At 63.6% G+C, this 26,163-nt stretch carries 26 protein-coding genes; 14 read left to right on the top strand and 12 right to left on the bottom strand.

Features of this window, described 5'->3' with window-relative positions; genetic code table 11:
• Positions 1–56: 56 nt before the first annotated feature.
• The 4 genes from KF733_12070 to prpB form a co-directional block, all read right to left on the bottom strand.
• On the bottom strand, positions 57–1,205 hold the full coding sequence (locus KF733_12070; GenBank protein QYK55732.1) for a citrate synthase: 1,149 nt from the start codon (positions 1,203–1,205) through the stop codon (positions 57–59).
• 134 nt (positions 1,206–1,339) lie between these two features.
• On the bottom strand, positions 1,340–1,936 hold the full coding sequence (locus tag KF733_12065; GenBank protein ID QYK55731.1) for a PEP-CTERM sorting domain-containing protein: 597 nt from the start codon (positions 1,934–1,936) through the stop codon (positions 1,340–1,342).
• A 255-nt stretch (positions 1,937–2,191) separates the two neighbouring features.
• A complete protein-coding gene (locus KF733_12060; GenBank protein ID QYK55730.1) occupies positions 2,192–2,773 on the bottom strand; it encodes a PEP-CTERM sorting domain-containing protein in 582 nt (193 codons plus the stop codon).
• A gap of 220 nt (positions 2,774–2,993) precedes the next feature.
• Positions 2,994–3,881, bottom strand: a complete 888-nt coding sequence (gene prpB, locus KF733_12055) for a methylisocitrate lyase (GenBank protein QYK55729.1) — start codon at positions 3,879–3,881, stop codon at positions 2,994–2,996.
• A gap of 271 nt (positions 3,882–4,152) precedes the next feature.
• Between prpB and rmuC the strand changes: the two genes are divergently transcribed.
• Complete coding sequence (rmuC, locus tag KF733_12050; GenBank protein QYK55728.1) at positions 4,153–5,670, top strand: DNA recombination protein RmuC; 1,518 nt, start codon at positions 4,153–4,155, stop codon at positions 5,668–5,670.
• Here the strand turns inward: rmuC and KF733_12045 are convergent.
• Complete coding sequence (locus KF733_12045) at positions 5,667–6,254, bottom strand: hypothetical protein (protein ID QYK55727.1); 588 nt, start codon at positions 6,252–6,254, stop codon at positions 5,667–5,669. The two genes, rmuC and KF733_12045, sit on opposite strands and share 4 nt — an antisense overlap.
• Before the next feature lie 115 nt (positions 6,255–6,369).
• A complete protein-coding gene (locus tag KF733_12040) occupies positions 6,370–6,780 on the bottom strand; it encodes a cytidine deaminase (protein QYK55726.1) in 411 nt (136 codons plus the stop codon).
• A gap of 63 nt (positions 6,781–6,843) precedes the next feature.
• Here KF733_12040 and KF733_12035 point away from each other — a divergent pair, with 63 nt between their 5' ends.
• Positions 6,844–7,329 carry a pyridoxamine 5'-phosphate oxidase family protein gene (locus KF733_12035; GenBank protein QYK55725.1) on the top strand — a complete coding sequence of 162 codons (486 nt, stop codon included), beginning with the start codon at positions 6,844–6,846 and terminating at the stop codon, positions 7,327–7,329.
• On the opposite strand, the gene KF733_12030 is transcribed toward KF733_12035, so the two are convergent.
• Positions 7,326–9,509, bottom strand: a complete 2,184-nt coding sequence (locus KF733_12030) for a hypothetical protein (protein ID QYK55724.1) — start codon at positions 9,507–9,509, stop codon at positions 7,326–7,328. The two genes, KF733_12035 and KF733_12030, sit on opposite strands and share 4 nt — an antisense overlap.
• 197 nt (positions 9,510–9,706) lie before the next feature.
• On the opposite strand from KF733_12030, the gene KF733_12025 reads away from it, so the two are divergent.
• Genes KF733_12025 through KF733_11990 form a run of 8 tightly spaced genes read left to right on the top strand, consistent with a single transcriptional unit; the run spans position 9,707 to position 16,666 of the window.
• A complete protein-coding gene (locus KF733_12025; protein QYK55723.1) occupies positions 9,707–10,846 on the top strand; it encodes a hypothetical protein in 1,140 nt (379 codons plus the stop codon).
• Positions 10,843–11,607, top strand: a complete 765-nt coding sequence (locus tag KF733_12020; protein QYK55722.1) for a hypothetical protein — start codon at positions 10,843–10,845, stop codon at positions 11,605–11,607. The genes KF733_12025 and KF733_12020 overlap by 4 nt, the downstream gene beginning before the upstream one ends.
• The gene (locus KF733_12015) at positions 11,604–12,368 is read left to right on the top strand and encodes a hypothetical protein (GenBank protein QYK55721.1); all 765 of its coding nucleotides are present in this window, start codon (positions 11,604–11,606) and stop codon (positions 12,366–12,368) included. The genes KF733_12020 and KF733_12015 overlap by 4 nt, the downstream gene beginning before the upstream one ends.
• A complete protein-coding gene (locus tag KF733_12010; protein ID QYK55720.1) occupies positions 12,368–12,973 on the top strand; it encodes a hypothetical protein in 606 nt (201 codons plus the stop codon). The genes KF733_12015 and KF733_12010 overlap by 1 nt, the downstream gene beginning before the upstream one ends.
• On the top strand, positions 12,970–13,587 hold the full coding sequence (locus KF733_12005; GenBank protein ID QYK55719.1) for a hypothetical protein: 618 nt from the start codon (positions 12,970–12,972) through the stop codon (positions 13,585–13,587). Before KF733_12010 ends, KF733_12005 begins: the two co-directional genes overlap by 4 nt.
• Positions 13,584–14,690: a rod shape-determining protein RodA gene (locus KF733_12000; protein ID QYK55718.1), complete on the top strand. Its 1,107-nt coding sequence runs from the start codon at positions 13,584–13,586 to the stop codon at positions 14,688–14,690. The genes KF733_12005 and KF733_12000 overlap by 4 nt, the downstream gene beginning before the upstream one ends.
• Before the next feature lie 42 nt (positions 14,691–14,732).
• Entirely contained in the window at positions 14,733–15,680 is a 948-nt protein-coding gene (locus KF733_11995; protein ID QYK55717.1) for a MoxR family ATPase, read from the top strand.
• Positions 15,677–16,666: a glycosyltransferase family 4 protein gene (locus KF733_11990; GenBank protein QYK55716.1), complete on the top strand. Its 990-nt coding sequence runs from the start codon at positions 15,677–15,679 to the stop codon at positions 16,664–16,666. The genes KF733_11995 and KF733_11990 overlap by 4 nt, the downstream gene beginning before the upstream one ends.
• A gap of 219 nt (positions 16,667–16,885) precedes the next feature.
• Here the strand turns inward: KF733_11990 and KF733_11985 are convergent, their stop codons facing one another.
• Positions 16,886–17,491 (bottom strand): superoxide dismutase, encoded by a 606-nt coding sequence (locus tag KF733_11985; GenBank protein QYK55715.1) that lies wholly within the window; start codon positions 17,489–17,491, stop codon positions 16,886–16,888.
• A gap of 202 nt (positions 17,492–17,693) precedes the next feature.
• On the opposite strand from KF733_11985, the gene KF733_11980 reads away from it, so the two are divergent.
• Positions 17,694–18,167 carry a DinB family protein gene (locus KF733_11980; protein QYK55714.1) on the top strand — a complete coding sequence of 158 codons (474 nt, stop codon included), beginning with the start codon at positions 17,694–17,696 and terminating at the stop codon, positions 18,165–18,167.
• 133 nt (positions 18,168–18,300) lie between these two features.
• Here the strand turns inward: KF733_11980 and eno are convergent, their stop codons facing one another.
• From eno to KF733_11965, 3 genes are all read right to left on the bottom strand, one after another.
• The gene (gene eno / locus KF733_11975) at positions 18,301–19,602 is read right to left on the bottom strand and encodes a phosphopyruvate hydratase (GenBank protein QYK55713.1); all 1,302 of its coding nucleotides are present in this window, start codon (positions 19,600–19,602) and stop codon (positions 18,301–18,303) included.
• Positions 19,603–19,692: 90 nt separating this feature from the next.
• Positions 19,693–20,118, bottom strand: coding sequence for a SufE family protein (locus KF733_11970; GenBank protein QYK55712.1), 426 nt, complete (start codon positions 20,116–20,118; stop codon positions 19,693–19,695).
• The gene (locus KF733_11965) at positions 20,118–20,993 is read right to left on the bottom strand and encodes a sulfurtransferase (GenBank protein ID QYK55711.1); all 876 of its coding nucleotides are present in this window, start codon (positions 20,991–20,993) and stop codon (positions 20,118–20,120) included. The genes KF733_11970 and KF733_11965 overlap by 1 nt, the downstream gene beginning before the upstream one ends.
• 104 nt (positions 20,994–21,097) lie before the next feature.
• On the opposite strand from KF733_11965, the gene KF733_11960 reads away from it, so the two are divergent.
• The gene (locus KF733_11960; protein QYK55710.1) at positions 21,098–22,018 is read left to right on the top strand and encodes a hypothetical protein; all 921 of its coding nucleotides are present in this window, start codon (positions 21,098–21,100) and stop codon (positions 22,016–22,018) included.
• Here KF733_11960 and KF733_11955 read toward each other — a convergent pair.
• Entirely contained in the window at positions 22,015–23,466 is a 1,452-nt protein-coding gene (locus KF733_11955; GenBank protein QYK55709.1) for a DUF853 family protein, read from the bottom strand. The two genes, KF733_11960 and KF733_11955, sit on opposite strands and share 4 nt — an antisense overlap.
• Positions 23,467–23,541: 75 nt before the next feature.
• On the opposite strand from KF733_11955, the gene uvrB reads away from it, so the two are divergent.
• Together uvrB and KF733_11945 are read left to right on the top strand one after the other, a co-directional pair.
• Positions 23,542–25,659, top strand: a complete 2,118-nt coding sequence (gene uvrB / locus KF733_11950) for an excinuclease ABC subunit UvrB (protein ID QYK55708.1) — start codon at positions 23,542–23,544, stop codon at positions 25,657–25,659.
• 69 nt (positions 25,660–25,728) lie between these two features.
• Complete coding sequence (locus KF733_11945; protein QYK55707.1) at positions 25,729–26,133, top strand: DUF4332 domain-containing protein; 405 nt, start codon at positions 25,729–25,731, stop codon at positions 26,131–26,133.
• Positions 26,134–26,163: the final 30 nt, after the last annotated feature.

The following is a 26,163-nucleotide window of genomic DNA, read 5'->3' as shown; positions in this document are numbered from 1 at the left end:
CGGCCATGGCGAGCCCTCACCCCCTCTCCCTCGGAAGGGAGAGGGGGAACCGGAGATCAGCGGTTGCTGATCGCGACGTATTCGCGGGGCGTGGGGCCTTCGTAGATGCAGCTGGGGCGGATGAGGCGGTTGTTGTCGAGCTGCTCGATCATGTGGGTGCACCAGCCGCTGGTGCGGGCGATCACGAAGATCGGCGTGTAGAGCGGGATCGGGATGCCCATGAGGTAGTAGGCGTAAGCGGCGGGGAAGTCGACGTTGGGGAAGAGTTGCTTCTCGTCCCACATCACGCGCTCCATGACGTCCGCGATGTCGCCCCACTTGGTGTCGCCCTTCATGCGGCCGAGCTCCTTGCCGAGCTTGGTCATGATGCCTGCGCGCGAGTCGCTCTTGCGGTACTCGCGGTGGCCGAAGCCCATGATCTTCTCTTTCTTGGCGAGGGCGTTGCGGGTCCATTCTTCGGCCTTGCCCGCATCGCCGATGCCGATGAGCATGTGCATGGCTTCCTCGTTCGCGCCGCCGTGGAGCGGCCCCTTAAGGGTGCCGATGCCGGTGACGATGCCGCTATAGAGGTCGCTGAGGGTGGCGACGCAGACGCGGCAGGCGAAGGTGGAGGCGTTGAACGTGTGCTCGGCGTACAGGGTGAACGAAGTGTCCATCGCCTTCTCCATGAACTGGTCCGGCTTATCACCCGTGAGCATATAGAGGAAGTTGGCGGCGGTGCCCAACTCCGGATCGGGGTCGATCGGGTTGTGGCCGTTTGCGATGCGCCAAGAGCCGGCGACAAGGGTCGCGGCTTTGGCCACGATCCGGTCGGCCTTGCGGCGGTTCGCTTCGCCGTCCGTCGCGGGGGCCTTGTACTCTGGGTCGAGCGCGCTGAGCATCCCATAGCCGACCTTGAGGCGGTCCATCGGGTGCATCTCGCTGCTGCAGAGCCGCAAGGCGTCCCAGACGTGGTGAGGGACGAAGCGCTCGCTTGCGAGCAGCTTCTTATAGCCGGCCAACTCGGCCTGGTTGGGCAGGTGCCCTTTCAGCAGGAGGAAGGCGGTCTCTTCAAAGCAACCGTGCTCGGCCAGCTCGTGGACGTTGTATCCGCGGTACGTCAGGCTGGAGGACTCGACGTCGATCTGGCTGATGGTCGTGATGCCTGCGATCACTCCCTGCAGTCCAGGGCTGTAATTGGGGTGTTCGGTTGCGGTTGCGCTCATCGTTCTCGCTCCTTTGCGGTCTCCTCGAATTGTACCAGTCGGGCCCTGCCCCTGCAGGCTGGGACGGGATGGTCCGGGGGGCGGGGACCAGGGGCTGGCGGCATGGGCGCCGCCGCCCCTGGGTCTCGCTGTGATCAGGCGCGGCGTCGGCGCGCGAAGGCCGCGATACCCACACCCAAGGCGAGCATGGTCGCGGGCTCCGGCACGGCCGAGGAGGTGAAGGCGCTGGTATAGGTGACGATGTCGCCGTTCACGAGCGGGTTGGCGAAGCTGAAGGCGAACGCCTCGTCGGAGAGGCCGCTCGGGACGCGCGAGCCGCTGAAGTCGACGATGTTGCCGTTGAACTCAGAGGCGCCCGCAATCAGCGGGTTGACGAAGTCGCCGCCGTCGAAGTCGATCACGAAGAACGAGTTGTTCGGGTCGTTCGTGTAGAACTTGACCTGGCCCGCGCCGAGGCGGTAGAGCACGTCCGGTATGACGACGGTCAGCGAGACCTTGTCCATTTCGAACTTGGCATCGACGACTTGGCCGCCGCCGGTGAGGCCGGGGGTCTCGAGGGTGAGGCCGGTGACGGTCCAGGAGCCTTGGAGCGTCATGCCCGCTCGGTCGAAGGTGAACATCGGCTGGTTGCTGCCCGTGGTCGGGTCGGCGAACGCGGCGACGGTGAAACTTGCCTGGCTGCTGGCGGCCAGAACGCCGAAGGCGACGATAGCGGTAGTTTTGATGGTCATTGGAATTACCTGGTGTTGGTAAGAAGCTCGGCTTCCTCCATCCGTAACACCTTTGTTTCAATAGTGGCCAGCTGTGACCACTTTTCATAAAATTGTGGACAAAGAACTACTCGGTTAGAGTACCGATAGTGTTTGTTGTATAAAACGACAATTCATTCGCTAGACAGAGTCTACTCGGCGCGATATAGACCTGCTAATAAAGAGAGGCCCTCCGCGTCGCGGAGGGCCTTCTTTGTTGTCGCCTTGCCTATGTGGTTAGGCTTTGCGGCGGCGGGCGGCGAAAGCCGCGATGCCCGTACCGAGCGCGATCAGCGACGCGGGTTCGGGAACCACGGTCGCGGAGGAGGTGAAGGAGCCGGTGTAGGTCGTGACGCCACCGCTGGTGACCGCGTTCGCGAAGCTGAACGAGAACTGCCGGTCGGTGAGTTCCAAGGGGACGTTCGGGCCGCTGAAGGCGACGTTGTCGCCGGTGAGCTCGCTGGAGCCCGCGTTAAACGGGTTCAGGAAGAGGCCGCCGCCGAAGTCGATCTGGAAGTCCGGGGTGTTGATGTCGCTCGTGTAGAACTTGACGCTGCCCGCGCCGAGGTTATAGAGCATTCCAGGGATGACAGCGGTGAGGCTGACCGGATCCATCACGAACTTGACGTTCGAGAGCGAACCGCCGCCCGTGAAGCCGGGGGTCAGAAGGGTCAGGTTCGAACCCGTGTAACTGCCCGAAAGGGTGTTGTTGTTCGAGTTGAACGTGAAGAGGAAATCGCTCGAGTTGGTGGAGGGGTCGGCGAACGTCGCCATAGTGACGCTGGCCTGGCTGAGCGCAGCGGCGGCAACCGCTGCCACGATGAGGAGATTTTTCATTTTTGGTCTTACCTTTCCTAGAAACGACTGGCTCTGGCGCGCCCAACGTTGGAAGCACACAGTTGCGTCATCGATTATACGCAACGAGAATGCCAGAAAGGCACACTTCGAAGATGAATAGCGGGGAGCAACCCTAAATCCGGCAAATGGCTTAGCCGGTATAAAAACCGTGCCTCTTGACTGCGGTTAGCGCTCCAGCGCCTTACTTTCCTTCTTTTGCCCATTCCGCGTCGGCGGCTTCGTAGCTCGGATAGGCGATTAGCTCGTACAGTTCCGCCCGTGTCGCCATATTTTCTAGGTAACCACTTTGTGTACCATTATTCAGTAAGAACCCGTAAAAATCCTGGACGGACTTTAGCATCACGCGCATCGCGGAGACAGGAAAGATGACCATTTCGTAACCCATTTCGCTGAAGCGGCCGACCGGGATGATCGGCGTCTTGCCGAACTCGGTCATGTTCGCGAGCAGGGGGACGGCGACGCCCTTGCGGAAGGCTTCGAACTCGGCCTCGGCCTGGAGGCCTTCGGGGAAGACGGCGTCGGCGCCCGCCTGGACGTAGGCTTTCGCCCGGTCTACCGCCGATTCCAGCCCGTCCACGCCGCGGGCGTCGGTCCGGGCCACGATGAGGAAGTCCGCCTCCTTTTTGGCTTGGACGGCGGCCCTGATCTTGCTGCACATCTCGGCGGCGGGAAGCAGTTCTTTGCCGTCGAGGTGGCCGCACTTCTTGGGCATCACCTGGTCTTCCAGGTGGATGCCGGCGAGCCCTGCCCGCTCCATCTCGATGACGCACCGGGTGACGTTCCAGGTGTCTCCGAACCCCGTGTCCGCGTCCGAGATGACGGGGATCGAGACGACCTGGCAGATCCGGGCGGCTTGGGTCGAGATCTCGTCCAGGGTGACAAGCGCGATGTCAGGCACGCCCAACTGGCTGTTGGTCACGGCGGCACCGGAGATATAGGCGGCCTTCGCCCCCGCCCGCTCCGCGCAGATGCCGGTGAGGGCGTCGTAGACGCCGGGCATCAGGACCGTTCCTTGCGCCATCAAGTCGCGGAGGCGTCGGCCCGGGTTGGAGATAGGGGCGTGGATCATGGTGGAGAAATGCTACCTAGGGAGCCCGGCCTTGGCCGTCCCGGGGTCAAGCCGGTGTCACGCGGAGCCGTAACGGACGTGTCACGCCCTCGCCTGCATAACCCTCGGGAGGAGGTGAGACGATGAACACGTTTTTGGAGCTTTGCGACGCGATCGACGTTCAAAACGCGATGCGGGCCGGCGTTCTCTTGGCTGGAGTGCTCATGGCAATCTGGTTCGCGAGAGCGTAGGTGCGGCTCAACGGAGCCCAAACCCGTCCATACTTGATAAGGTGGACATTTGGATAGGCATTCTCGTCCTGCTGCTTGGCGGGGGCGTTGGCGCGGCGGCGGTCTTTTTCCTGCAGAAAGGGCCGCTCGCCGGCTTGCGCCTTGAGCTCGAAGAGCAGAAGCGGCTGGCCGAGGAGGCCCGCGCGAAGCTCGCTTGCGAGATGGCCGGCCACCAGGAGACGGAAAAGCTTGTGGCCAGGCTGGAGGAACGCGCCTCGCGCTTGGACGAGCTGGCCCAGCAGATCGGGGCCAAGGACTCCGTCATCGAGGACTTGCGGCAAACCCTTTCGCGCTATGAGAGCCTCCAGGCCGGGATCGAGGCCAGGCTCGAGGAGCGGGAGCAGGCGATCCAGCAACAGGCCGACCTGCTTTGCAAGGCAGAAGAGAAGCTGAAGGACTCGTTCCAGGCCCTGTCCGGGGAGACACTGGCCAAGCAGACCGAGGAGCTTCAGAAGGCGGCCGAGCGCCTCTTCGCGCACTACAAAGAGTCCGCGGACGGTGCGCTGGGCAAGCGCGAGACCGCGATCGACGAACTTTTGAAGCCGCTCCGCGAGAGGCTGAAGGATCTAGACGACCACAACCGCACCATGGAGCAACGGCGGCAAGGCGCCTACCAGGAGCTCTTGCAGCAGGTGCTCCCGCTCGAGAAGCAACAGGCCGGGCTCACGAAGGAGACGAGCCGCCTTGTGAAGGCCCTCCAGGACCCCGGTTCAGCGGGCAGCTGGGGCGAGATGGTTCTCGAGCGTGTGGTCGAAATGGCCGGGCTGGAAGAGCGGACCAGCTTCGTCACCCAGCTAACTTTCGAGGGCGAGGACGGCAAGCAGCGGCCGGATATGGTCGTCCGCATGCCTGGGAACCGGGCGTTGATCGTGGACTCCAAAGCCCCCATGCGGAGCTACATCGAAGCGCTGGAGTCGAACGACGAGAACAGTCGCGACATCCTTCTGCGCGACCACTCGAAGAAGCTGCTGGACCACGCCAACGCCCTCCGGAAGAAGAACTATTCGAAGCTTTTGCAGGAGTCGCCCGACTTCATCGTGCTCTTCGTCCCGAGCGAATCGGCGTACCGCGCCGCCCTCGAGTACCGGCCGAGCCTGATGGAGGAGACGATGGCGTGCAACGTCATCTTGGCCTCGCCCATGAGCCTTCTCGGCTTGCTCCGGCTGGTGGACCACTCCTGGCGCCAGGACAAGCTCGCGGAGAGCGCCCGGGCGTTGCAGAAGGACGCTTCCGAGCTTTATAGCCGCCTCGGCTCACTGGTCGGGCACTATAACAAACTTGGCAGCGCCCTGAACAAGGCGGGCACCGCCTTCAACGAACTCGGGGGCTCTCTCGACAAGCGGGTGCTGCCCGCCGCGCGCCGCTTCCGGGACCACGGGCTGCCGGTCCCGGACCAGCTCGAAGTGGACGAGCCGATCGCTTTCGGCCCGCGGCCGTTGTTGGGCCAGGAGTTCCAGCCCGCGCTCGTGAGCATGGAAGAAAGCGCGGAAGGTTCGCGCAAGCAGACGGAGCTTTTCTAGCGGGCGACTTTCTCGCGGAAGTTTGTGAGGGACTCGGCCAACTTGAGCCAGCGCCCTGCGGCGATTCGGTCTTCGAAGCGCAGGCAGACGCCGCCGTTCGAGCGGTCGGGTTGGATCCGCTGGTATTCCACCATTCCGGCCAGTCGGAAGTGTTCAATCCCGACGAACAGGTCGAACTCCTGCTCCTCGCCCATCGGCAAGGGCATGCCAGAACTATAGGCAAAGCCGTTGGGGCCCATCGCCCGCGCCCTGATCTCCTCGGGGCCATAGGCGCCGTGCCACTGCAGGGGAAGGTCGGCGGGCAGGATCGAGAAGGGGCCCTTGGCCGGGTGGAGAAAGGGCTTTGGCTCGGAGGCCAACTCCAAGATGCCGCCGTCGACAGAGAGCACGCTCGCCCGGAACTCGGCTTCCCGCGTGGCGGCGAACGCTTCGAGCAGCACGGTGTCGCCTTCGAACGTCAGTTGATGCTCGCCAACGTTCACGCCAAGCCGGTCATCGTCCGTCCAAACGATCGACCCCATGATGGGTTCATCGTCGGTGATCCGACGCAACCGGGCTCGCCTTCCCTCTAGGAACGATAGCATCACTCTGGTCTCTTACCGGATTGACGGTAATCCAGGATTATATCTGGAGTCCGTATTCCTGCAGGATTGGTGCCTTCGCCCCCGGTAACCGTGCGGGACTGAGGTGGGCGGCAACTCATTGGCGGCTGTCCAGGCGGAACTGGTGGGGAAGGAGTTCGGCCGCTTCGGTGAGGACGTCCGCGCCACCGTCGCATGACAGAAGCACGGGGCAGGCCGCCCCTGGCGGGATGAACTCCGCCAGGACCTGGCGGCAAGCGCCGCAAGGCGAGACCGGTCCGGGGGTCGGGGTGAAGAGGGCCAACGCCCGCACAACCTTCCGCCCGGAGGCGACCATGGCGAAGAGGGCGGCCCGCTCGGCACAGACGGTGAGGCCATAGGAGGCGTTCTCGACGTTGCAGGCGGCGAAAACAGTGCCGTCTTCGGCCATCGCGGCCGCCCCGACCGGGAACCGGGAATAGGGCGCGTATGCGTGGGTCGCCGCCTCCTTCGCCGCCGCCTTGAGTCGTGTCCAGTCGGACTCGGTCATACGGCGAGCATACACGTCCCTCCGCTTACGGTTCTCTTACTCGGCCAGGCGTTGGTATGGGTGATGGAACGGCACGAGCACATCCAGAAGCTGAGGGACCTTGTGGAAGGGGTCAAGGTCGCCATGCTGGTCACGGAGAGCGGGGGGCAGCTTCGGAGCAGGCCGATGTTCACGAACGAGATCGACGCGGACGGGGTCCTCTGGTTTTTCAGCGCCTGCCCCTCGGGCAAGACGCACGAGATCGGCCAGGACTCTCACGTAAACCTCTCTTACTCCGATCCCAAGCACGACCGCTACGTCTCCATCAGCGGGAGGGCGTCTGTCGTGGAGGACCGCATCAGGATACGGGACATGTGGAACCCGATGGTCTCCGTCTGGTTCCCAGAGGGGCCTGACGATCCGTCCGTGTGCCTCATCAAGGTCCCCATCGAGAGCGCCGAGTATTGGGAGGCGAAGAAGGGCCACGTCGCGCAGATGATCGATATGGCCTTGGCAGGGATCCTGGGGCGGCGCCCCGACCTTGGGGAGACCCACAAGATCGAGCTTTAGTCGTCGATAGTCTCGCCATCGGGGACCGGGGTCATGTACTCCTGGTTCCCGAGGATGACTTCGACCTGCATCGGGTCGACGAGGACTTGTCGCGGGCGAGGGCCGTCGCGCTTGCCGACGATGCCCTGTTCCTCCATTGCGTCCAGCAGACGCGAGGCCCGCTGGAACCCGATGGAGAACTTGCGCTGGAGCATCGAGGTCGAGGCTTCGCCCCGCTCGACCACCCATCGGACGGCTTCTTCCCAGAAGGGGTCGGCGTCTTGGGCCTCCCGCATCTCGCTCTCTCGCTCTTCGATGGCGATCTGCACCGGGTTCAGCACGTAGTGCGGCTTCTCCTGGGCCCGCCAGAAGTCGCAGACCGCCTCGATCTCCTTTTCGCTGACATAGCAGCCTTGGATGCGGGTGGGCTTTGTCTGGTCGATCGGCAGGAAAAGCATGTCGCCCTTGCCAATGAGTTTCTCCGCACCGGCTTGGTCGAGGATCGTGCGCGAGTCGATTTGGGAGGAGACGGCGAATGCGGTCCGGGACGAGATGTTGTTCTTGATCGTGCCGGTGATGACGTCGACGCTCGGGCGCTGGGTGGCGATGACCAGGTGGATGCCCGTCGCGCGCGCCAGCTGGGCGAGGCGGCAGATGCTGGTCTCGACTTCGGCGGCGGCCTGGATCATGAGGTCGGCCAGCTCGTCGACGATGACGACGATATAGCTGAGCTTGTCCTCGGGGTCCGCCTTGGCGTTCCAACCGTCGATGTTGCGGACGCCCGCTTCGCTGAAGCGGTCATAGCGGCGGTCCATCTCCCGGACCACAGCCCGGAGCACGCCAGGGGCCTCCTTTACGTCCTTCACGACCGGGCACATGAGGTGAGGCAGGCCCTCGAAGAAGGTCAGCTCCACGCGCTTTGGGTCGACCATCACCAGGCGCACTTCCTTCGGGGTGTGGCGGATGATGAGCGACATGATGATCGTGGCCAGGCAGATCGATTTGCCGCTGTTGGTCGCGCCACCGATCAGCATGTGCGGCATGCGGGTGAGGTCGGTGTACCGGCTCACGCCGCTGACATCCTTGCCCAGCGCGAGGCAAAGCTTGTTGTCGGGTGAGTGAAACTCCGGGCTCTCGACCATCTCGCTGAGGGTCACCATCGAACGGTGCGCATTCGGCACTTCGACGCCGATGGCCGCCTTGCCGGGTATGGGGGCTTCGACCCGCACGTGGGAGGCGGCCAGGTTCATCGCGATGTTGTCCGCGAGGTTGGTGATGCGGCGGACGGGGATGCCCGGCCCGAGCTGGAGCTCATAACGGGTGATGGTGGGGCCGGTGGCCACTTCGACGACGTTCGCCTCGATCTTGAACTGCTCCAGAGTGCCTTCGAGCGTCTGGATGTGCCGCTCCATCTCCTCCTTGCTGCGCTTGGACTTTGCCGGCGGCGGGGCAAGGAGGTCGAGGGGAGGCAGGTCGTAGCCCTGACGGGGCGTCTCCGTGTTCAGTTGCACCGTTTCGACCCGGTCGGCGGCATAGGTCACCTTCGGGGCGGCCTTGGGCCGCATCACATTGGGCACGGACTCGGGGGTAGCGATCGGTTCGGCGGCGCCTGGGACCTCCTGTTCAGGGGAGTCGTCGAACTCGGGCAGGGCGACGACGGCCTTCTTGATGGGTCGGGCGGTCGCCTCTTGCACGCGGGCTTCGACGCGCTTCCTCCGGCCCTGCTCCGCGGTCCGCGAGAGGATCTGGTGCAAAGGCGCGTCCAGGCAGAGGACGAGCCCCACCAAGCCCATCGCGACCAAGCCGACCGGTTTGGCCGCGCCGAGCAGGGTGCCGAAGAGCCAGGCGAAGACGGCCCCGGCGTAGCCGCCGGTCTGGGTCAGCACGGCGGGGTCGAAGTAGTCGCCCTTGAGCGGCTGGGCGAAGAATCCGACCGTGCAGGCGAAGATCAGCAGGGTGCCGACCGTGACCCGTCCGACTTGGACGTCGGTCCGGCCCGCAAGCAGACTCAGGCCGGCGAAGCCGAGCACAACCGGCACGACCCAGGCGCCGCGCCCGACGAGGGTCTGCAACAGCGAGGTCAGCCCATCGCCGACGAGGCCGCCGTTACGGAGGGCAAGGCCTGCGATCAGGACGATGGCGAGGGCGATAAAGATCACACCCAGGGCATCGCTCGTCCGATGGCCGACCGGTTGGGCCACGCTCTTTGAACGCGTGGCAGTGGGAGTTCTGGCCGTTCCCCGCATCCTGCTCCAGTAATAAGACGCCCATCCGTGGGCGTCTGGATGGTACCCCTTCGTTCGACCCACCTCGGGTAAAGCTTGAGTCAGAACCGTCGCAATTGGAACCATCGATACCGGTAATCTGTTCGAATTAACCGCGCGGCTCTCGAGCCCCTATGAAATTGCGTCCAAGCTACGTAGTTGCCGCCATTGGCGCGTTAGCGCTCGGGATAGCCGTCGCCGGCCCCCGGGTCTATGCGGCCGTCACTTTGGCAGGCTTTAACCCCGAGCCGATAAAGCCGGGCCGGGTGAACCTGATCGCGGTGCCGAAGGAGGCCGGATACCGGATCATCGTGAGCAACGGGATCGCCCACTTGGCGGAGGTCCGCCGGGACGGGGCGGTCGGAGGGTTCGAGTCGCCCAGCGACGAGAAGGACGCGGCCAGCGCTCCCCGCCTTCCGATCCGCGAGACCTTGAAGGCCCTTCAGGGCGACGCGGAGGCACTCGGCAAGCTCACCATGAGCGTGAACAAGCTGGAGGACGACCTGCCTCCGGTGCCGGTGACTTGGACCGCTGAGGATATCGGCAAAGCTCTGGACGGCGATGCGACCCTGCGGGCGAAGTTAGTGGGCGACCTCCACACGAACCTCGACGGCACCCCCCTCAAGACACTCAACCTAAACTCCCTCCTGAGCGGCATCGTGGTGGACAGTCCCGTCACAGTGAACGTCCCCGTCGAGGGCAAGGTGCAGAAGATCACGTGCCGGATCCAGGAGCCTTACAAGACGCTCTTCGCCTCGACGGTCGAGAGCAAGATCATGGACAAGTTCAACCCGAGCCAGGCCGTGATCGTCGGCACGTACCGCGACCAGGCCAACCTCGTCTTCGAAAAGATCGCCTCGGGCCAAAAGCCGGAGGACGTCGCGGAGAACCTCCGCTCCCGGATCGAACCGTCCCGCCTCCAGGCCTATGCCAAGAAGGTTGAGGCGATCTTGGGGCATGCGACCGTCATCCTTAGTGACGCCTACATGACGGGTGCCACCTACTCCAAATACGACGGGCCCCGAAAGGAGCCGCTCTCGGACATCACCGTCCAGTTGAACTCAGAGGGCCGGAAGAGGCTCTGGAAGTACAGTCTGGACCACCCGAACTTCCAGCTCTTGATGACGATGGAGGGCGTCGCGATCGCGGCCCCACGCATCAAGAGTGACCTAAGCGGAACCGAAGTGACCATAAAAAGAGTCGCGTCCGAGTCGTTAGCGGACGAGGCTGTCAAACTTATTAACGACATTCAATCGGGATCAAGATCGAAATGAACGGACTCACTAAGCCCCTGGCCGCCCTTGCGGTCTCGCTCGTCGTTATGGGAGGTTGCGGTTCCTCCGGCAAGTCTTCCAGTTACAAGCCGCAGGAAAAGCAACCCGTCCAAGAGATGGCGCTCTCCCCAGGAGACGGGCCCAAGCTCTTTCCCTTGAAGGTCGGCAACCGGTGGGTCTATGAGGCGGAAGGCGTTCAGACCACGCCCAATGGGTCGAACACTTCTAAGTCCGAGGTCACGTTCCAGATCGCAAGTATCAAGGATACGGCGGACGGGAAGGTCGTGACGATCGAAGTGGTCAGCGAAGGCAAGATCACCGACCGGCTCAACTGGCGCGTCAGCGACAAGGGCATCTACCAGCTGACAGGGTCGGTCCGCAAGACGATGGAGGGGCCGTTGACGGAAGTGCCCTACAACCCGCCGGTCCGCATCATCGGCTTCCCCGTGAAGGAGCGCGAATCGCTGAAGATGGCGGTGACGGGCATCCGCCCGGCCGCGACCCCTGGCCCGCTCAACATGGAGAACTCGACCCGCGGCGTGCAGGAGGTCGATACGGCGATGGGCCGCATGCAGGCCCTGGCCACCGAAACGGAGTCCTCCTACCAGGAGAACAACGTGAAGTTCCGGTCCTCCTCCACCACTTACTGGGCCAAAGATGTCGGAATGGTGCGTTTCCGCCAAGAAGTCGTTGCGATGAACTCCGACGGACGTCAGATTAGTCAGACGAGCGTCCTCCGCCTCAAGAGCTATACCCAATGACGTTCCCGCGCTATACCGCCCTCCTTTTGCTGGCCGCCTCTCTGGCGGGCTGCGCTCCGAAGGACGACACGGGGATCGCGACCGGCGCCGAGCCGAAGACCGAGAGCACGTCCGGCGCCGCCGGCACGACCAGTGGCACGGAAACGGCGACCCCGGACGTCTCCGCCATCCCGGAGGAGCTGAAGCACGACGCCTACGCGTACTCCGGTCTTTCCGTGCAGAAGCCGGAGAAGTACCTCTTCGCGCGCGTCGAGGGTGAGAAGCCCGAGGCGGGGACCCAGACGACCACCTTCAAGGGGATGAAGGACGGCGTGGCCACCTTCAGTGTGAGCCGGGACGGCTCGATCAGCAACCTAGGGACGGAGGAGATGGAGGTCCACAAGGACGGCGTCTACCTCGTGAGTTCGTCGCTGGGCAAGCCTGAGAAGCCGGTCATGGTGATGCCCGCGAACCTGAAGCCCGGCGACACCTGGTCCGACAAGTACGAACTGGCGACTGCCGCCGACGACCGCAAAATCCAGTTCACGGGAACCTCGAAGGTCGAGGACGGAGGCAAGGTGAAGGCGGCCGGAAAGGAGTTCGACACGCTGGTCGTCGTCCAGACATTGGACATGAACAACGCCGGAACCAAGGGCAACGTCTCCAGCAAGACGTGGTACGCCAAGGACATCGGCGTCGTCAGGATGCGCATGGAGCTCAAGGACGACAAAGGCAAGGTCGTGGCTTCCACGATCGAGCTTGCGGAGGACCCCAGAGGCTGATGGTCGCCGCCGTCCTCACATGTGCCCTGGCGCCCCAGGTGAAGGCGGCGGATTTCTTCCCGCTGAGAACGGGGGACGCGTGGGTCTACGAGGACAGCGGCCAGAGCCTATCCAGCCGTTACGACGACCACGTGGGCAACGTACAGGAGGTCGGGGGCGGCAAGGCGGTGCCGATCATCAGCGTGGTGGAAGGGAAGATCGACGGGAGCACGTTCTACCGGGTGACCGACGACACCGTCTACGTGGTGGCCTTCGACCAGAACAAGCCGCTCGGCGCACCGTATCCGATCCTGAAGGTCGGCGACAAGGCGAACTGGGAATACGTCGGCGAGACGCAGTGGTACGGGGCACCGGCCCCGCTCACGGTCAAGGGCAAGTCCAAGCGAGGGCGCGACCAGGACGTTCTGGGCGTGAAGCGCGAGATCCTCGAGGTGACGCTCGAAGCTTCCATTGGACCCCCTGACGGCACTAGCATCAAGTCGAAACAAGTAGCCCTCTATGCGAAAGGCGTCGGCCTCTACGACCTGAAGGAAACGCAGACCATCGGGAAGCGGAAGATCGAAAGGCACCGGAGGCTCCTCTCCTTTACGCCAGCCGAGTCATGAACTGGAAACTGGCATTGTCATTGGTGGCGGCCGCTGCGGTCGGCGCATTGGGGTGCAACGCGCTCCAGGCCCAGGTCGGCACCCAAGAAAAGGGGCAGCGCTATGAGACGATGGCGCTGGAGCAACTTCCGTACAAGGACGCGCGGCTCGTGCTGGTCGGCACGGAGATGGACGTCGAGATGGGCGACACCCGCGAGGGCCGCGATCTGAGCATCCACCTGCGCGCCCATGGCGAGGACCTGGAGACCGAGCACTACGAGGTCGACCAAAAGGGGCTTTGGTTCGTCGGCGTGAGCGGAGAAGCGTTCGAGCCCCCCATCCCCCTCGCGATTTTCCCGATCACGGTCGGCGACAGTTGGGATTGGTCAGGGACGGCCGAGCTCGGCCCGCTCAGAAAGCCCGCGAAAGCAAAGGTCTCGACCGATTCGGAGCGACTTAACCTGGCGACAGGGGTCTACAACACGATTCGGATCCAAGTCGACCTGGACATCGAGACTGGCGACCACGCCGCGAAACGGAAATTGCGGTTCTGGATCTCTCCTGAGTCGGGCGTCGTCAAGCGCGCTTTCGGCGATACGACTCGCGAACCTCGGTCTCCGTCCGAGAGTCAATGATCGGCCGGGCGGACGCGAAAGGGGTCTTTGGCTCCGGGCTCGACCGGCCCGCGCAGGGGCCCGACGTTTTCCTCCTCCTTGCGGCGGGCATGCTCCTTTCGTTCGGGCTGCTCTCGCTGCACAGCATTGACGCGGCGGTCCATTCGGCTTACTTCTTCCGCCAGGCGGCGTTTGTCGTGGTCGGGTGTGTGATCGCCTTCGGGCTCGCCGTCGTGCCTCACGCGATGCTCAAGCGCGCGGCGGTGCCGCTCTACCTCGTGAGCTTGGGCTCGCTGGCGGCGGTGCTCTTCATCGGGCAGGAGAAGAAGGGCGCGACGCGCTGGATCGACGTCGGGCCGCTCCAGTTCCAGCCGAGCGAGTTCGCCAAGCTGGTGCTCGTGATCACGCTCGCGGCGTACCTCTCCGGCCGACAGGGCCGGATCAAAGACCCCTCGACGTTCTTCGGCTCGTTGTTGCACGTCGCCCCGGTCGTGCTGCTCACCCTTTTGCAGCCGCATTTGGCGGGGGCGGTCTCGTTGCTCATGATCTGGTTTGCGATGCTGCTCGCGTGCGGCGTCTCTTTGCGGCCGATCCTCCTGAGCGCGCTTGTCCTGCTCGCCGGGCTAGGGTTGGCGTGGAAGACCCCGGGGCTCATGCCGGACTACATGCGGAGCCGCATCGAGGGCAAGCTGCGACCCGACGTCAAGGACAACGCTTGGCAGCAAGAGCGCGCGAAGATCGCTTTCGCGACCGGCGGCCTCTTTGGGGTCGGGTACCTGAAAGGCGAGCAGAAGGCGGCGCGGTACGTGCCGGAACAGCAGAACGACTTCATCCTGACCGTGGTCGGGGAGGAGGGCGGTTTGTTCGGAACGGCGCTCGTCCTCCTTGGCTTCGCCCTCTTCTTTTTCCGGACTTGGTTGGTCGGTTGGCGGGCTTCGGAGCCCTTTGACCGTTACGTCGCGGCCGGGATCTTGGGCGTGCTCGGCTTTCACATGATCGTGAACGTCGGCATGAACCTGGGCATCTTGCCCGTCGCGGGGCTCTGGCTGCCCTTCATGAGCTATGGCGGCACGGCCATGTGGATGTGTCTGGGCTGCGTCGGGCTGCTGCTGGGAATGAAGTAGGTCTTCTTACGGGCCCGGCGAGCCGGTACACTCCGCGCCCGAATGACGGTCGCCGATACGGTTGCGCGGATTCGCGCCGAGGTGGGGAAGGCGGTCGTGGGCCAGGAGACGGCCATCGAGCAGGCGGTGTCCGCGTTCTTGGCGGACGGGCACGTGCTCTTGGAAGGGGTCCCCGGGCTTGCCAAGACGTTGCTCGTGCGCTCCTTGAGCATGGTCTTCGACCTGACTTTCACGCGCATCCAGTTCACGCCGGACTTGATGCCGAGCGACGTGATCGGCACCGAGGTCTTCGACCCGCGCGACGTGACCTTCAAACTGCGCGAAGGGCCCGTTTTCACGGCCGTCCTGCTGGCCGACGAGATCAACCGCACGCCGCCCAAGACCCAGGCGGCCTTGCTGGAGGCGATGGAAGAGCGCCAGGCGACGATCGGCGGCGTCCGCCGTGAGCTCCCGTTCCCCTTCTTGGTCTTCGCGACCCAGAACCCGATCGAGTTCGAAGGGACGTATCCCTTGCCCGAGGCGCAACAGGACCGCTTCCTGCTGAAGGTCGTGCTCGATTACCCGAGCGCCGAGGCCGAGATCAGCGTGCTCAAGCGGTTCCACGCCGGCTTCCGCTCGCAGAAGCTTGACGATGCTGGCATCCAGCCCGTCGTCGATGCGGAAGGCCTTCGCGCGATGCGTCGGGAAGTCGAAGCGGTGAAGGTCGAGGAGAAGATCTTCAACTACGTGTACTCGATCGTCAGCGCGACTCGCACCAGCCACGACGTTTTGGTCGGGGCCTCGCCGCGCGCGGGCCTGGCCCTGGTGGCGTGCAGCAAGGCGGTGGCGGCGGTGCGCGGCCGTGATTTCGTCATCCCGGACGACGTCAAGGAGCTTGCCTTGCCCGTCCTGCGGCACCGTGTCGTGCTCCGGCCGGAGACGGAGATCGAAGGCCTTTCTTCGGACATGGTGTTGCGCGGCCTGATCGACGACGTAGAAGTCCCGCGGTGAGGGTCCTCGCAATCCGGCGGCAAAGTCTTGGCGCGATCGCCACTCTGACCGATTCGCTTCCCCCTGCGCTGGAGCAGCACGGCGTCGAGTTCGTCGTGGACGACGCGGAGGCTTGGATTCCGGACAAGACGGGGCCTAAGGTGGACAAGGAGGTCACGCGTCAGATGCGCGCGGCGCTTCGCGGCTTCGACCTGGTCCACGCCTTCGCCTATCGCCCGGCGTGGGCATGCGCGGAGGCCTTCTACGTGCGCCAGCCCTGGCTTTACACGGCCTACGACCTTCCGCGGACGACGCACCCCGACTTGGTGGATCGATTGAACGCCGCGCGCGTCGGCCTTTGTTCCTCGCGCGCTGTCCGGGACGCGCTGGACGCGGCGGACACGCTGCACCTGCAGGTGGTCGCCCCGGGGGTGAGAGGGCCGTCCACGCCCGTCACGAGGGAGGAGGCGCGCCAGCGGCTCGGTCTCCCGCTCGACGTGCCCGTGGTGGGCGCTGTGGGCCGGTTCATCCCCGACCGCGGCTTTGACTCGCTCGTGCGGGCTATGCCGCTGGTCTGGCGCGAGAGGCCGGAGGTCCAACTGGTGCTGAGCGGCGAGGGGCCGAGTCCGCCCAAGGCGGAGGACCCGCGCATCAGGCTTTGCCCGCCCTTCCCAGATGTTTACGCGGCGCTCCCAGCGTTCGACCTCTTGGTGGTGCCGAGCGTCCGCGCCGGATTCAGCCTGGTCGCGGTCGAAGCGATGTCGTGCGCGGTGCCCGTTTTGGCGCGGAACATCTCGGGCCTGGCCGCGGTCGGCATGCCGGGTGCGAGCCTGCTCGTCTTTGCGGACGACGACTCGCTGCCCCCCTCGATTTGCGAGGCCTTGGGGTCTCCCGAGCGGTCGGCGTCGGTCGGGAACGCGGGGCGCGCTTTGGCCCAGGACACGTACTCTTTGGAGCGTCACGCTAGGGCTCTGGCCCGGGTTTATCGCGAAGTCCTCGGGCCCTGAGTCCCGGAACTCAGCGCGAAGGTTGACGAACGGTCTATAGTCCCTGCTAGGCGGCAGTCACCATGGATTGGTGGTAACGGAGGACGGAGCAGGGACGCTCCTCCCGCCTCTTCCTTCCTTCTACCGGCCGCATCGGCCAGGCGTCGAGCCATCTTTTCCGGTTTGACCGGGCAACCCCTCCCAGGGGACGGTCGGAGGGATTGCCGGGCCTCGACTCGCTCAGCGAGGAATGCGGGCGTTGACCGCGTCCCAGTCGATCACCTGCATGTACGCTTCGATGTACTTCATGCGGGCGGTCTGGAAGTCCAGGTAGTAGGCGTGCTCATAGACGTCCATCGCGAGGAGGAGGACGTTGTTCCAGGTCGGGAAGGTGTCTTGGGAGTCGCCGATGTAGGTGTGGACCCGCTGTTCGACCGTGTCGTACCCGAGGTACGCCCAGCCCCGGCCCGCCATGCCCGTGGCCTTCCAGTCGTTCATCCAGTGTTCGAAATTGCCGTAGGCCTCGTTGATGAGGGTGGCGATGTCACCGGTCGGCTCGCCGCCTTGGCCGCCAAGGGTGTTGAAGTAGACCTCGTGGTTCAGGTAGCCGCCGTAGGCGAAAGCGTAGTTCACCTTGAGCGCGCGCATCTGGCTGTAGATCTGGTTCGCCTTGCTCGGATCCAGGTCGATCTCGTGGAGCGCCTTACGGATCTCGTTGGTCTTGTTGGCGTAGCCCTTCCAGAGCGTGAGGTGGTTGTCGTGGGTTTCTTTGCTGATGCCGACGCGGTCCGTCGTGTAGACCTTTTGGGGCAGTGCTTCGGGGACTTGGACGAGTTTGGGTTCCATAGCGTTCACCATGATCTTACGAGGCGGGGCGCTTCATCCTTCGGGAAGCGAAGAGAGATTGGCTCATTTGGACCTATCCGCGAAGACCCGCGCACACCCCCTGCCGATTGCTGGGTTCCTGCGGCGCCGGGGGCGTAAATCGCGCTCGTTCGCGCCTTACCCTGGGCAAAAACGCGGCTTTACCGAAGTAAACTCCGTTGGTATGAGGGACTACCGCTTCCAGGCTCTGGGAGCCGCACCGAAGATCGTCGAGCGCCTCCTCCGCGCTTACCCCCGCGACCGCTTTGACGAGCGGCCCCATGACGAGAGCCTGACCTCACGAGAGATAGTGGCCCTGCTCGCCGACTCGGAGCAGATCGTCCTGGACCGCATCCGCATGGCCAAGAGCCACCCCGGTTCCACCGTCGAATGGTACGAGCCTGCGACGCGGGCGAAGGACAAACACTACTCCGACAAGAACCCCTTCCACGAGGCGGAGATCTTCGAGTCTCGCCGCCAGATGACGATCGACTACCTTCGCGATTGCAGCGAGGGCGACCTAACGAACCACATCACGCTCGACGGCCACGGGACGTACACGATCGACCAGTACCTCACCATGGTCCTCGCCCACGATATGGAGCGCATCGCAGAGATCAGCGAGTTTCTGGCGAACGAAGCGGCCTCGATCGCCTGAGGGAACCGGCCCGGATTGGTTCGGTTTTGTTGGGGTTGGTTCGGATCCGTTTGTCTTCGTTTGGGTTACGTGTGGAGGATCACCCCCTTAACCTCTGTTCGAACAAATCCGAACCAACCCCATCCAACCGGATCTAGCCCGAACCCACTCCCAATCCAATCCGGTCCCCAAACGCACTGGCACCGGCGTACCGCGCCGACGTCCCTAGCATCTCTTCGATGCGCAGGAGCTGGTTGTACTTGGCGACCCGGTCGGTCCTTGATGGCGCACCCGTCTTGATCTGGCCGCAGTTCGTGGCGACGGCGAGGTCGGCGATGGTGGTGTCCTCCGTCTCACCGCTTCGGTGGCTCATGACGCAGGTGTAACCCGCGCGCTTGGCGAGGTCGACGGCGGCTAGAGTCTCGGTCAGAGTGCCGATCTGGTTGACCTTGATGAGGATCGAGTTGGCGGTGCCGCTCTCGATGCCCCGAGCCAGGCGCTCGACGTTCGTGACGAAGATGTCGTCGCCCACGATCTGCACTCGGTCGCCGATCGCGTCGTTCAGGGCCTTCCAGGTGTCCCAGTCGTCTTCGCTACAGCCGTCCTCGATGCTAATCAGGGGGTACTTCTCGGAGAGCCGGGCCAGGTAGTCCACCTGCTGGGCGCCGGTCAGCCTGCGCCCGTCCTTGTAGACGTAGTGCCCGTCCTCGAAGAACTCGGTGGCGGCCGGGTCAATGGCAAGCCAGATATCGCGGCCGGGTTCCAGTCCGGTTCTCTGGCTGGCTTCGATCAGGTAGTCGAAAGCCATGTCCTGGCTCTCCAGGTTCGGCGCAAAGCCGCCTTCATCGCCGACGCTGGTGGCAAGCCCTTTGCCGCTGAGCACCTTCTTGAGGTTGTGGAAGAGCTCGCAGCCCCATCGGAGCGCCTCGCCGAAGGTCGGTGCGCCGACCGGGAGCACCATGAACTCCTGGAAGTCCACGTTGCTATCGGCGTGCTTGCCCCCGTTCAGCACGTTCATCATCGGTACGGGGAGGGTGCTCGCGCTCACGCCGCCGATATAGCGGTAGAGGGGAAGCTCGCAGGCCATCGAAGCGGCCTTGGCGACCGCGAGCGAGACGCCGAGGATGGCGTTCGCGCCGAGGACGGCCTTGTTCGGGGTGCCGTCCATTTGGATCAGGATCTCGTCGATCTGCTCTTGTTCGGTGGCGTCGAGTTCCAAGAGGGCGGTGGAAATCTTCTCGTTGACGTTCTCGACGGCTTCCAGGACGCCCTTTCCGCCGAAGCGCTCCTTGTCGCCGTCGCGGAGCTCGACCGCCTCGAACTGGCCGGTGCTCGCTCCGCTGGGGACAGCCGCGCGCCCGAAGGAGCCGTCGTCCAGCATCACATCGACTTCGATCGTCGGGTTTCCTCGGCTGTCGAGGATTTCTCGGGCGGAGACGTCAATGATCGCTGGCATCGATCCCAGTATGCCCGAAAGCCCGGGGGGCATTTGCGGAGCCTGGCGGGCCCTTCCGGGTTCCGCCCCCTTTTAGGGTTTCGTCGGGTGCTAGAGTCGGGCGGCTTGCGCCTTCACCATGCGCACCATGTTGGTGAGGCCCAGGCTCTTGCCCATGGAAAGTTCGCGCCCGAAGAGGTCGAAGACGATCTCTTCGGGCACTTCCGCCGCGGCGGCGGGCGGCTCTCCGTCGAGTCCTTGCTTGAGGATCGCGGCAAGGGCCATCGCCGAGACGCCCTGCGGGTTGAGGATCGCGAACTCCAGGTGGAGCCCCCCCTCCTGGAGCCCCACGAATGTAAAGGCCTCGCTCTCACAGCCGGGCACGCGGTTCGCCTCTGGATATGGCGGGGCCGCGAGCTCGGCCGGCACGGGGACAAACGCTCGCGAAAGGGACACGAGGGCCTCGATCCGATCTTGGCGGTCGGTCAAGAGCGCAAGGTCGGATAGAGTCTCGGCGAGCCGAGGGGGCAGCGCCATCAGCGCTCGATGGGCACGCCGACGCTGTTGCCCCATTCGGTCCAGCTGCCGTCGTAGTTGCGCACGTCCTTGAAGCCGAGCAAGTATTTCAGCACGAACCACGTGTGGCTGCTGCGCTCCCCGATGCGGCAATAGGCGACCGCGGGCGCGTCTGGCTTCAGCCCGACTTCCTGTTCATAGATCTTGCGCAGTTCTTCTGCGGTAAGGAACTCGCCCGTGTCCGGGTTCAGGGCGCGGGCCCAGGGCACGCTCTTGGCGGTCGGGATGTGGCCGCCTCGCAGGGCGCCCTCGTTCGGGTATTCGGGCATGTGCAACCGTTCGCCCGTGAACTCTTGGGGGCTGCGGACGTCCACCAAGCCGCCGCCTTCGGCGATGTGGAGCAGCACGTCCTCGCGGAAGGCGCGGTCCGTGCGGTCGTCCCTGGGTTGCGCGGCGTAGGTCGTGGCCGGGTACTCAGGGATGTCGGTGGTCATCGGCCGTCCCTCGCGGGACCATTTGAGCCGGCCCCCGTCCATGACGGCGGCGGCCTGATGGCCGAAGAGCTGGAAGATCCAGAACGCGTAGCACGCCCACCAGTTGTTGCGGTCGCCATAGAAGACGACCTGGGTGGCAGGGGTGATCCCGCACCGGGACATGAGCTCTTCAAAGCGGGCCTGGTCGAGGTAGTCGCGGACGATCGGATCGTTCAGGTCGCGCGTCCAGTCGATTTCGACCGCACCAGGGATGTGCCCGCTCGAATAGAGCAAAGGGTCTTCGTTCGACTCTACGAGCCGAACCAGTGGATCATTGAGGTGCTCCGCCACCCAGTCGGTCGAAACCAAAGTGTTGGGGTGGGCATAGCCTCGTTGTCTAATGTCCGACATTTGCTCCGTCACGTCTAGAGTTTACGCACTCTTGCGTGTTCGGTCATGCCGTAAGGCTTCTTATTAGCCGGCGGTTGTGCGGCAATTCGGTGCTAGAGCCGACATAATCTCTAGGCATGCGAATAGTTCCCTTGCTCTTGGTGGCGCTGGTAGCCGCCGGCTGTAACTCGGTGACTTCGACGACCGACGTCTCTGCGGACGGTGCCTTCAAGCGGTCCGTGCGGGTCTCGGTGCCGAAGCAGGGAGCCGACTCGATGTCCGGCGAAGAGCCGACCGACCCCGCCACCCTGGTCGCTTGGCAGGACCCCGGACAATGGAAGGTGGAAGCGGGCGAGACCGACGATGCGACCTTCGTCGAAGGCACCCGCCAATTCGCCACGGGCGAGGGCGCCGCGCACGACTTTATGTTGGTCAACAAGGGCAAGGAGTACGTCTCGTGCGGCTCCAAGGTGACCACGCTCCCGGACGGCACGGTCGAGTACACCGAGGTCTACGCCCTCACCGAAGCCCCCAAGAAGTCTCCCGTCTCCGACGCTTTCCGCCAAGACTTGGCGAAGGCCCTTGGCGAGCTTAAGGCGACCGAGGAAGAAATGGCGACGATCCAGGACGAGGTCACTAAGGCGCTCTATTGGACGATGTTCGGCCCCGCCGACCCCATGATCGGGCTCTTCGTGACGAACCCGGACGGGGCGCTTCGAAAGATCCGTATCGCTTGTGGGACGGCGATGTTGGACTCGTTGCGGAAGACGATGGGGGATCGGCTCGATGAAGAGAGAGCGGTGGCCGTCACCCGGGAGATGCTTGTCTCGCTGGACAACAAAGACGTCGTGAACCCTCAGCAGGAAATGACCGGGCCGGACGAGGAATCCGAGAAAGGGCCGGATCCGGTGGGCATCACCGTGATCGTCCGCGGCCCGGGAAAGCTGGTGGAGACGAACGGCATCGCCGATCCCGTCACGGGCGAGGTCTTCTGGTCGCTCTACAACGTCTCTCCGAACGTCGGCGAGGTCGTGCTTCGTGCGGTCTACCGACCTTAGCGGCCTTTGAAGAGGCCGCCGAGGAGCCCCCGCACAAGCTGGTGGCCAATTTGGGTCCCTGCCGAGCGGAGGATGCTCTTCGTCATGGAGGCGACAATCTCGCCGGGGGCGTTCGGGTCGCGCCGCGTCCTTTGCTGTCGGAGGGGCCCGGGTGCCTTTGCCGCCTCTTGGGCCGCTTGGGTGGCCCTGCGCTGGAGCTCTTCAAAAGCGGAGTCGCGGTCGACGGTCCTGTCGTATTGCCCGTAGAGCGGCGACATCGTCAAGAGGGCCTGCCGCTCCGCGTCCGTCGCAGGCCCGATGCGCGAGTTCGGCGGGCACACCAGAGTGCGCTGCACCACCATGGGCGTGCCCTTCGCCTCCAAGAACGAGACGAGGGCCTCGCCGACCGCTAGCTGGGTGATAGCCTCGACGGTTGAGAAGGCGGGGTTGGGCCGGAAAGTGTCCGCACTGGCTTTGACCGCCTTCTGGTCGCGCGGCGTGAAGGCGCGGAGGGCGTGTTGGACGCGGTTGCCGAGCTGGGCGAGCACCGTGTCCGGGACGTCGATCGGGTTCTGGGTGATGAAGTACACGCCGACACCCTTTGAACGGATGAGGCGCACCACTTGCTCGATCTTCTCCAGCAGCGCCTTCGGCGCGTCGTTGAAGAGCAGGTGGGCCTCGTCGAAGAAGAATACAAGCCTGGGCTTCTCGGGGTCGCCGATCTCCGGCAGTTCCTCGAACATCTCGCTCAGCAGCCAAAGGAGAAAGGTCGCGTAAAGCCGGGGGCTGGACATCAGCCGGTCGGCCACGAGGAGGTTGATGTTGCCGCGTCCGTCTAGCGCGGTCCGCATCAGATCGGCGAGGTTCAAGGCGGGTTCGCCGAAGAACGACTCGCCGCCTTGCTGTTCCAGCACGAGGAGCGCCCTCTGGATCGCGCCGACGGAGGCAGAGCTCACGTTGCCGTAACTGACCGTCAGTTCCTTGGCGCGGTCGGCGATGTGCTGCAGGAGCGCGCGGAGGTCTTTCAGGTCGAGAAGCAGGAGGCCCTGGTCGTCGGCGACCTTAAAGGCGAGGTTGAGCACGCCCTCCTGGGTGTCGTTGAGGTCCAACATGCGGCTCAGGAGGAGCGGCCCCATCTCGCTCACGGTCGCCCGGATGGGGTGGCCCTGCCGGCCGAAGACGTCCCAGAGGATCGTGGGGTAACCCTTGTGTTCGAGGGTCCGGCCAAGCTCTTGCGCGCGGGCTTCGACCTTCGGGTTGCCGCCGCCGGGCTGGCTGATGCCGGTGAGGTCGCCCTTCACGTCGGCCATGAAGACGGGCACGCCAATGGCGCTGAAGCCTTCGGCGAGAGTCTGGAGTGAGACGGTCTTGCCCGTGCCCGTAGCCCCTGCGATCAACCCGTGACGATTGCCGAACTTGGGGTCGAGCTCGACGTCGTGCTCACCCTTGCCAAAGTAGATTCCCGCCATGTGCGCGGTGGTGAGGGTACCTAGGGAGCACTGGGCGCTATGGTCTGGCCGCCAAAAGCGTATAGTTAAGTCCACATGTCGGTCGGATCGATCGTCCGTTATGACAACCCGCTGGTCCTGAGCAAGGACTTCACGCCGAAGGGCGATCAAGCCGCGGCCATAGAGAGCCTTTGCGACGGGCTCGACTCTGGCTTTCGTTTCCAGACTTTGCTGGGCGCGACGGGTACGGGCAAGACGTACACCATGGCTTCGGTGATCGAGCGCTCGCAACGTCCTGCACTGGTTATCGCGCACAACAAGACATTGGCCGCGCAGCTTTGTCAAGAGTTCCGGGCTTTCTTTCCCGAGAACTCCGTTCAGTACTTTATCTCTTACTACGATTACTATCAGCCGGAGGCTTACGTCCCCGGCTCGGACCTCTATATCGAGAAAGACTCTAGTGTGAACGAGGAGATCGAGCGTTTGCGGCACGCTGCGACGCAGGCGATGTTAGAACGCCGGGACGTCGTGGTCGTTGCGAGCGTTTCCTGCATTTATGGCTTAGGCTCGCCGGACGTTTATGCAGAGAGCGTGGTCACTTTCGAGGCGGGCAAGGAGATGCCCCTTCAAGAGGCGATCCAGCGGCTGGTGCAGATGCAGTTCGTCCGTAACGATATGGTCTTGGAGCGCGGAACGTTTCGGGTCAAGGGCGACACTTTGGACATCCAACCGAAGGACGAGGAGATCGTTACGCGTGTAGAGTTCTTTGGGGATACGATCGAGCGGATCCGACTTATCGACCCCTTGACCCAGCACGTCTTGGACGAGCCCTCGCGGTGCAGCATCTTTCCTGCTACACACTACGTAACGCCGTGGGAAAGGATTGAAAGCGTCTTAGAACAGATCGCTCAGGAACGGGACGAGCAAGTCGCGTTTTTCGAGGCGCAAGGCAAGCTGCTGGAAGCCCAGCGATTAAAGCAAAGGACCGACTTCGACATTGAGATGATCCGGGAAGTCGGCTTCTGCAATGGAATAGAGAACTATTCGCGCTATTTCGACGGGCGCGCCCCCGGCACACCGCCCTATACCTTACTCGATTTCTTGCCGTCCGACGCAGTGGTCTTTATCGACGAGAGCCACCAAACATTGCCGCAAATCCGCGCGATGTACAATGGGGATCGGCAGCGGAAGTCGATACTTGTCGACTATGGGTTCCGGTTGCCCAGTGCGCTCGACAACCGTCCACTTCAGTTTGACGAGTTCCTGGAGCGGGTCCCCCAGGTCGTGTTCGTCTCGGCCACTCCCAGCGACTTTGAAGGCGAGTACGAGTCGAACCGCGCCCAGCAGATTATCCGTCCGACCTACGTCGTCGACCCCGAGATTGTGGTGCGGCCGACGCGCGGTCAGATCGACGACCTTATTGGCGAAGTCAAGTTGCGGGTTGAGCGGGGAGAGCGGACGCTCGTCACGACCCTCACCAAGCGCATGGCCGAAGACCTTACCGCTTATCTGCAAGACATAAATATTAAGGTCAACTATATCCACTCGAACGTCCACTCTCTTGATCGTCCGGAGATTCTCCGTAACCTTAGGCTCGGGGTTTACGACGTTGTGGTGGGCGTGAACCTTTTGCGAGAAGGGTTAGACTTGCCGGAGGTTACTCTTGTCGCGATCTTGGACGCGGACAAGGAGGGCTTCCTGCGGTCCGAAACCTCCTTGATCCAGACCATAGGGCGTGCTGCGCGGAACGTGGGCGGCACCGTGATCCTTTACGCGGACGTAATGACGGGTTCCATGGAGCGCGCGATCGAAGAGACGAACCGAAGGAGGGAGATCCAGGAAGAGTACAACCGGACGCACAACGTCGCTCCGCAAACGGTGCGTAAAGAGGTAAGAGAAACCGTAAGGTCTTACGAAGTCGTTCGCGAGATTGTCGCGCAATACGGCTCAAGTCCGGCTGAAGACGAGGGGGTGGAGTTTGATATGGATAAATGGACGGACGCCTCCGGCCAGCCGATCCGTATAGAGGACATTCCGATCGTCATCGCCCGTTTGGAACGCGACATGAAGGATTTTGCCAAGGCTATGGAGTTTGAGAAGGCGGCTGGCGTTCGTGATGAGATAAAAGGATTACGCAAGTTGATGGGCGTGACCGACGGAAAAGTCGGGCAAAGCGTGCGCAGAAAAGACCCACGCCGAAGAAATAGAAGCTAGCCGCCTTGACTAGGAGGCGGAGGCCGGGGTCTAATGTCGGTCGGAGCGCGAACGTTTCGCGTTACGAACATGGCTAACATTAAAGATATTGAAGGGATTGGTCTCGTCTTCGGGGAAAAGCTTGAGGCGGCTGGCGTCGGCACCATCGAAAAGCTCCTGGACATGGGAGCGAGCAAGCAGGGGCGGGAAAGCCTCGCCGAGGCGACCGGCATCTCCGAGACCATGATCCGCGATTGGGTCAACAAGGCGGACCTGATGCGCATCAAGGGGATCGGACCGCAGTTCTCTGACCTCTTGGAGGCGGCCGGCGTGGACTCGGTGCCGGAACTTGCCCAGCGAAACGCGGAGAACTTGCACGCCAAACTCGCCGAGATTAACGAGGCCAAGAACCTCGTCAACCGGCTCCCGAGCGCTACGGAAGTCGCAGAGATGATCGAGCAGGCCAAGAACCTCGACCGGTTGGTCACGCACTAGGATTCGACTCTAGCCCCAGGTTGAGCCTGG

The organism is Fimbriimonadaceae bacterium (genome assembly GCA_019454125.1).
GTDB lineage: Bacteria > Armatimonadota > Fimbriimonadia > Fimbriimonadales > Fimbriimonadaceae > JALHNM01.
This window is presented reverse-complemented; position numbering and strand designations above follow the sequence as displayed.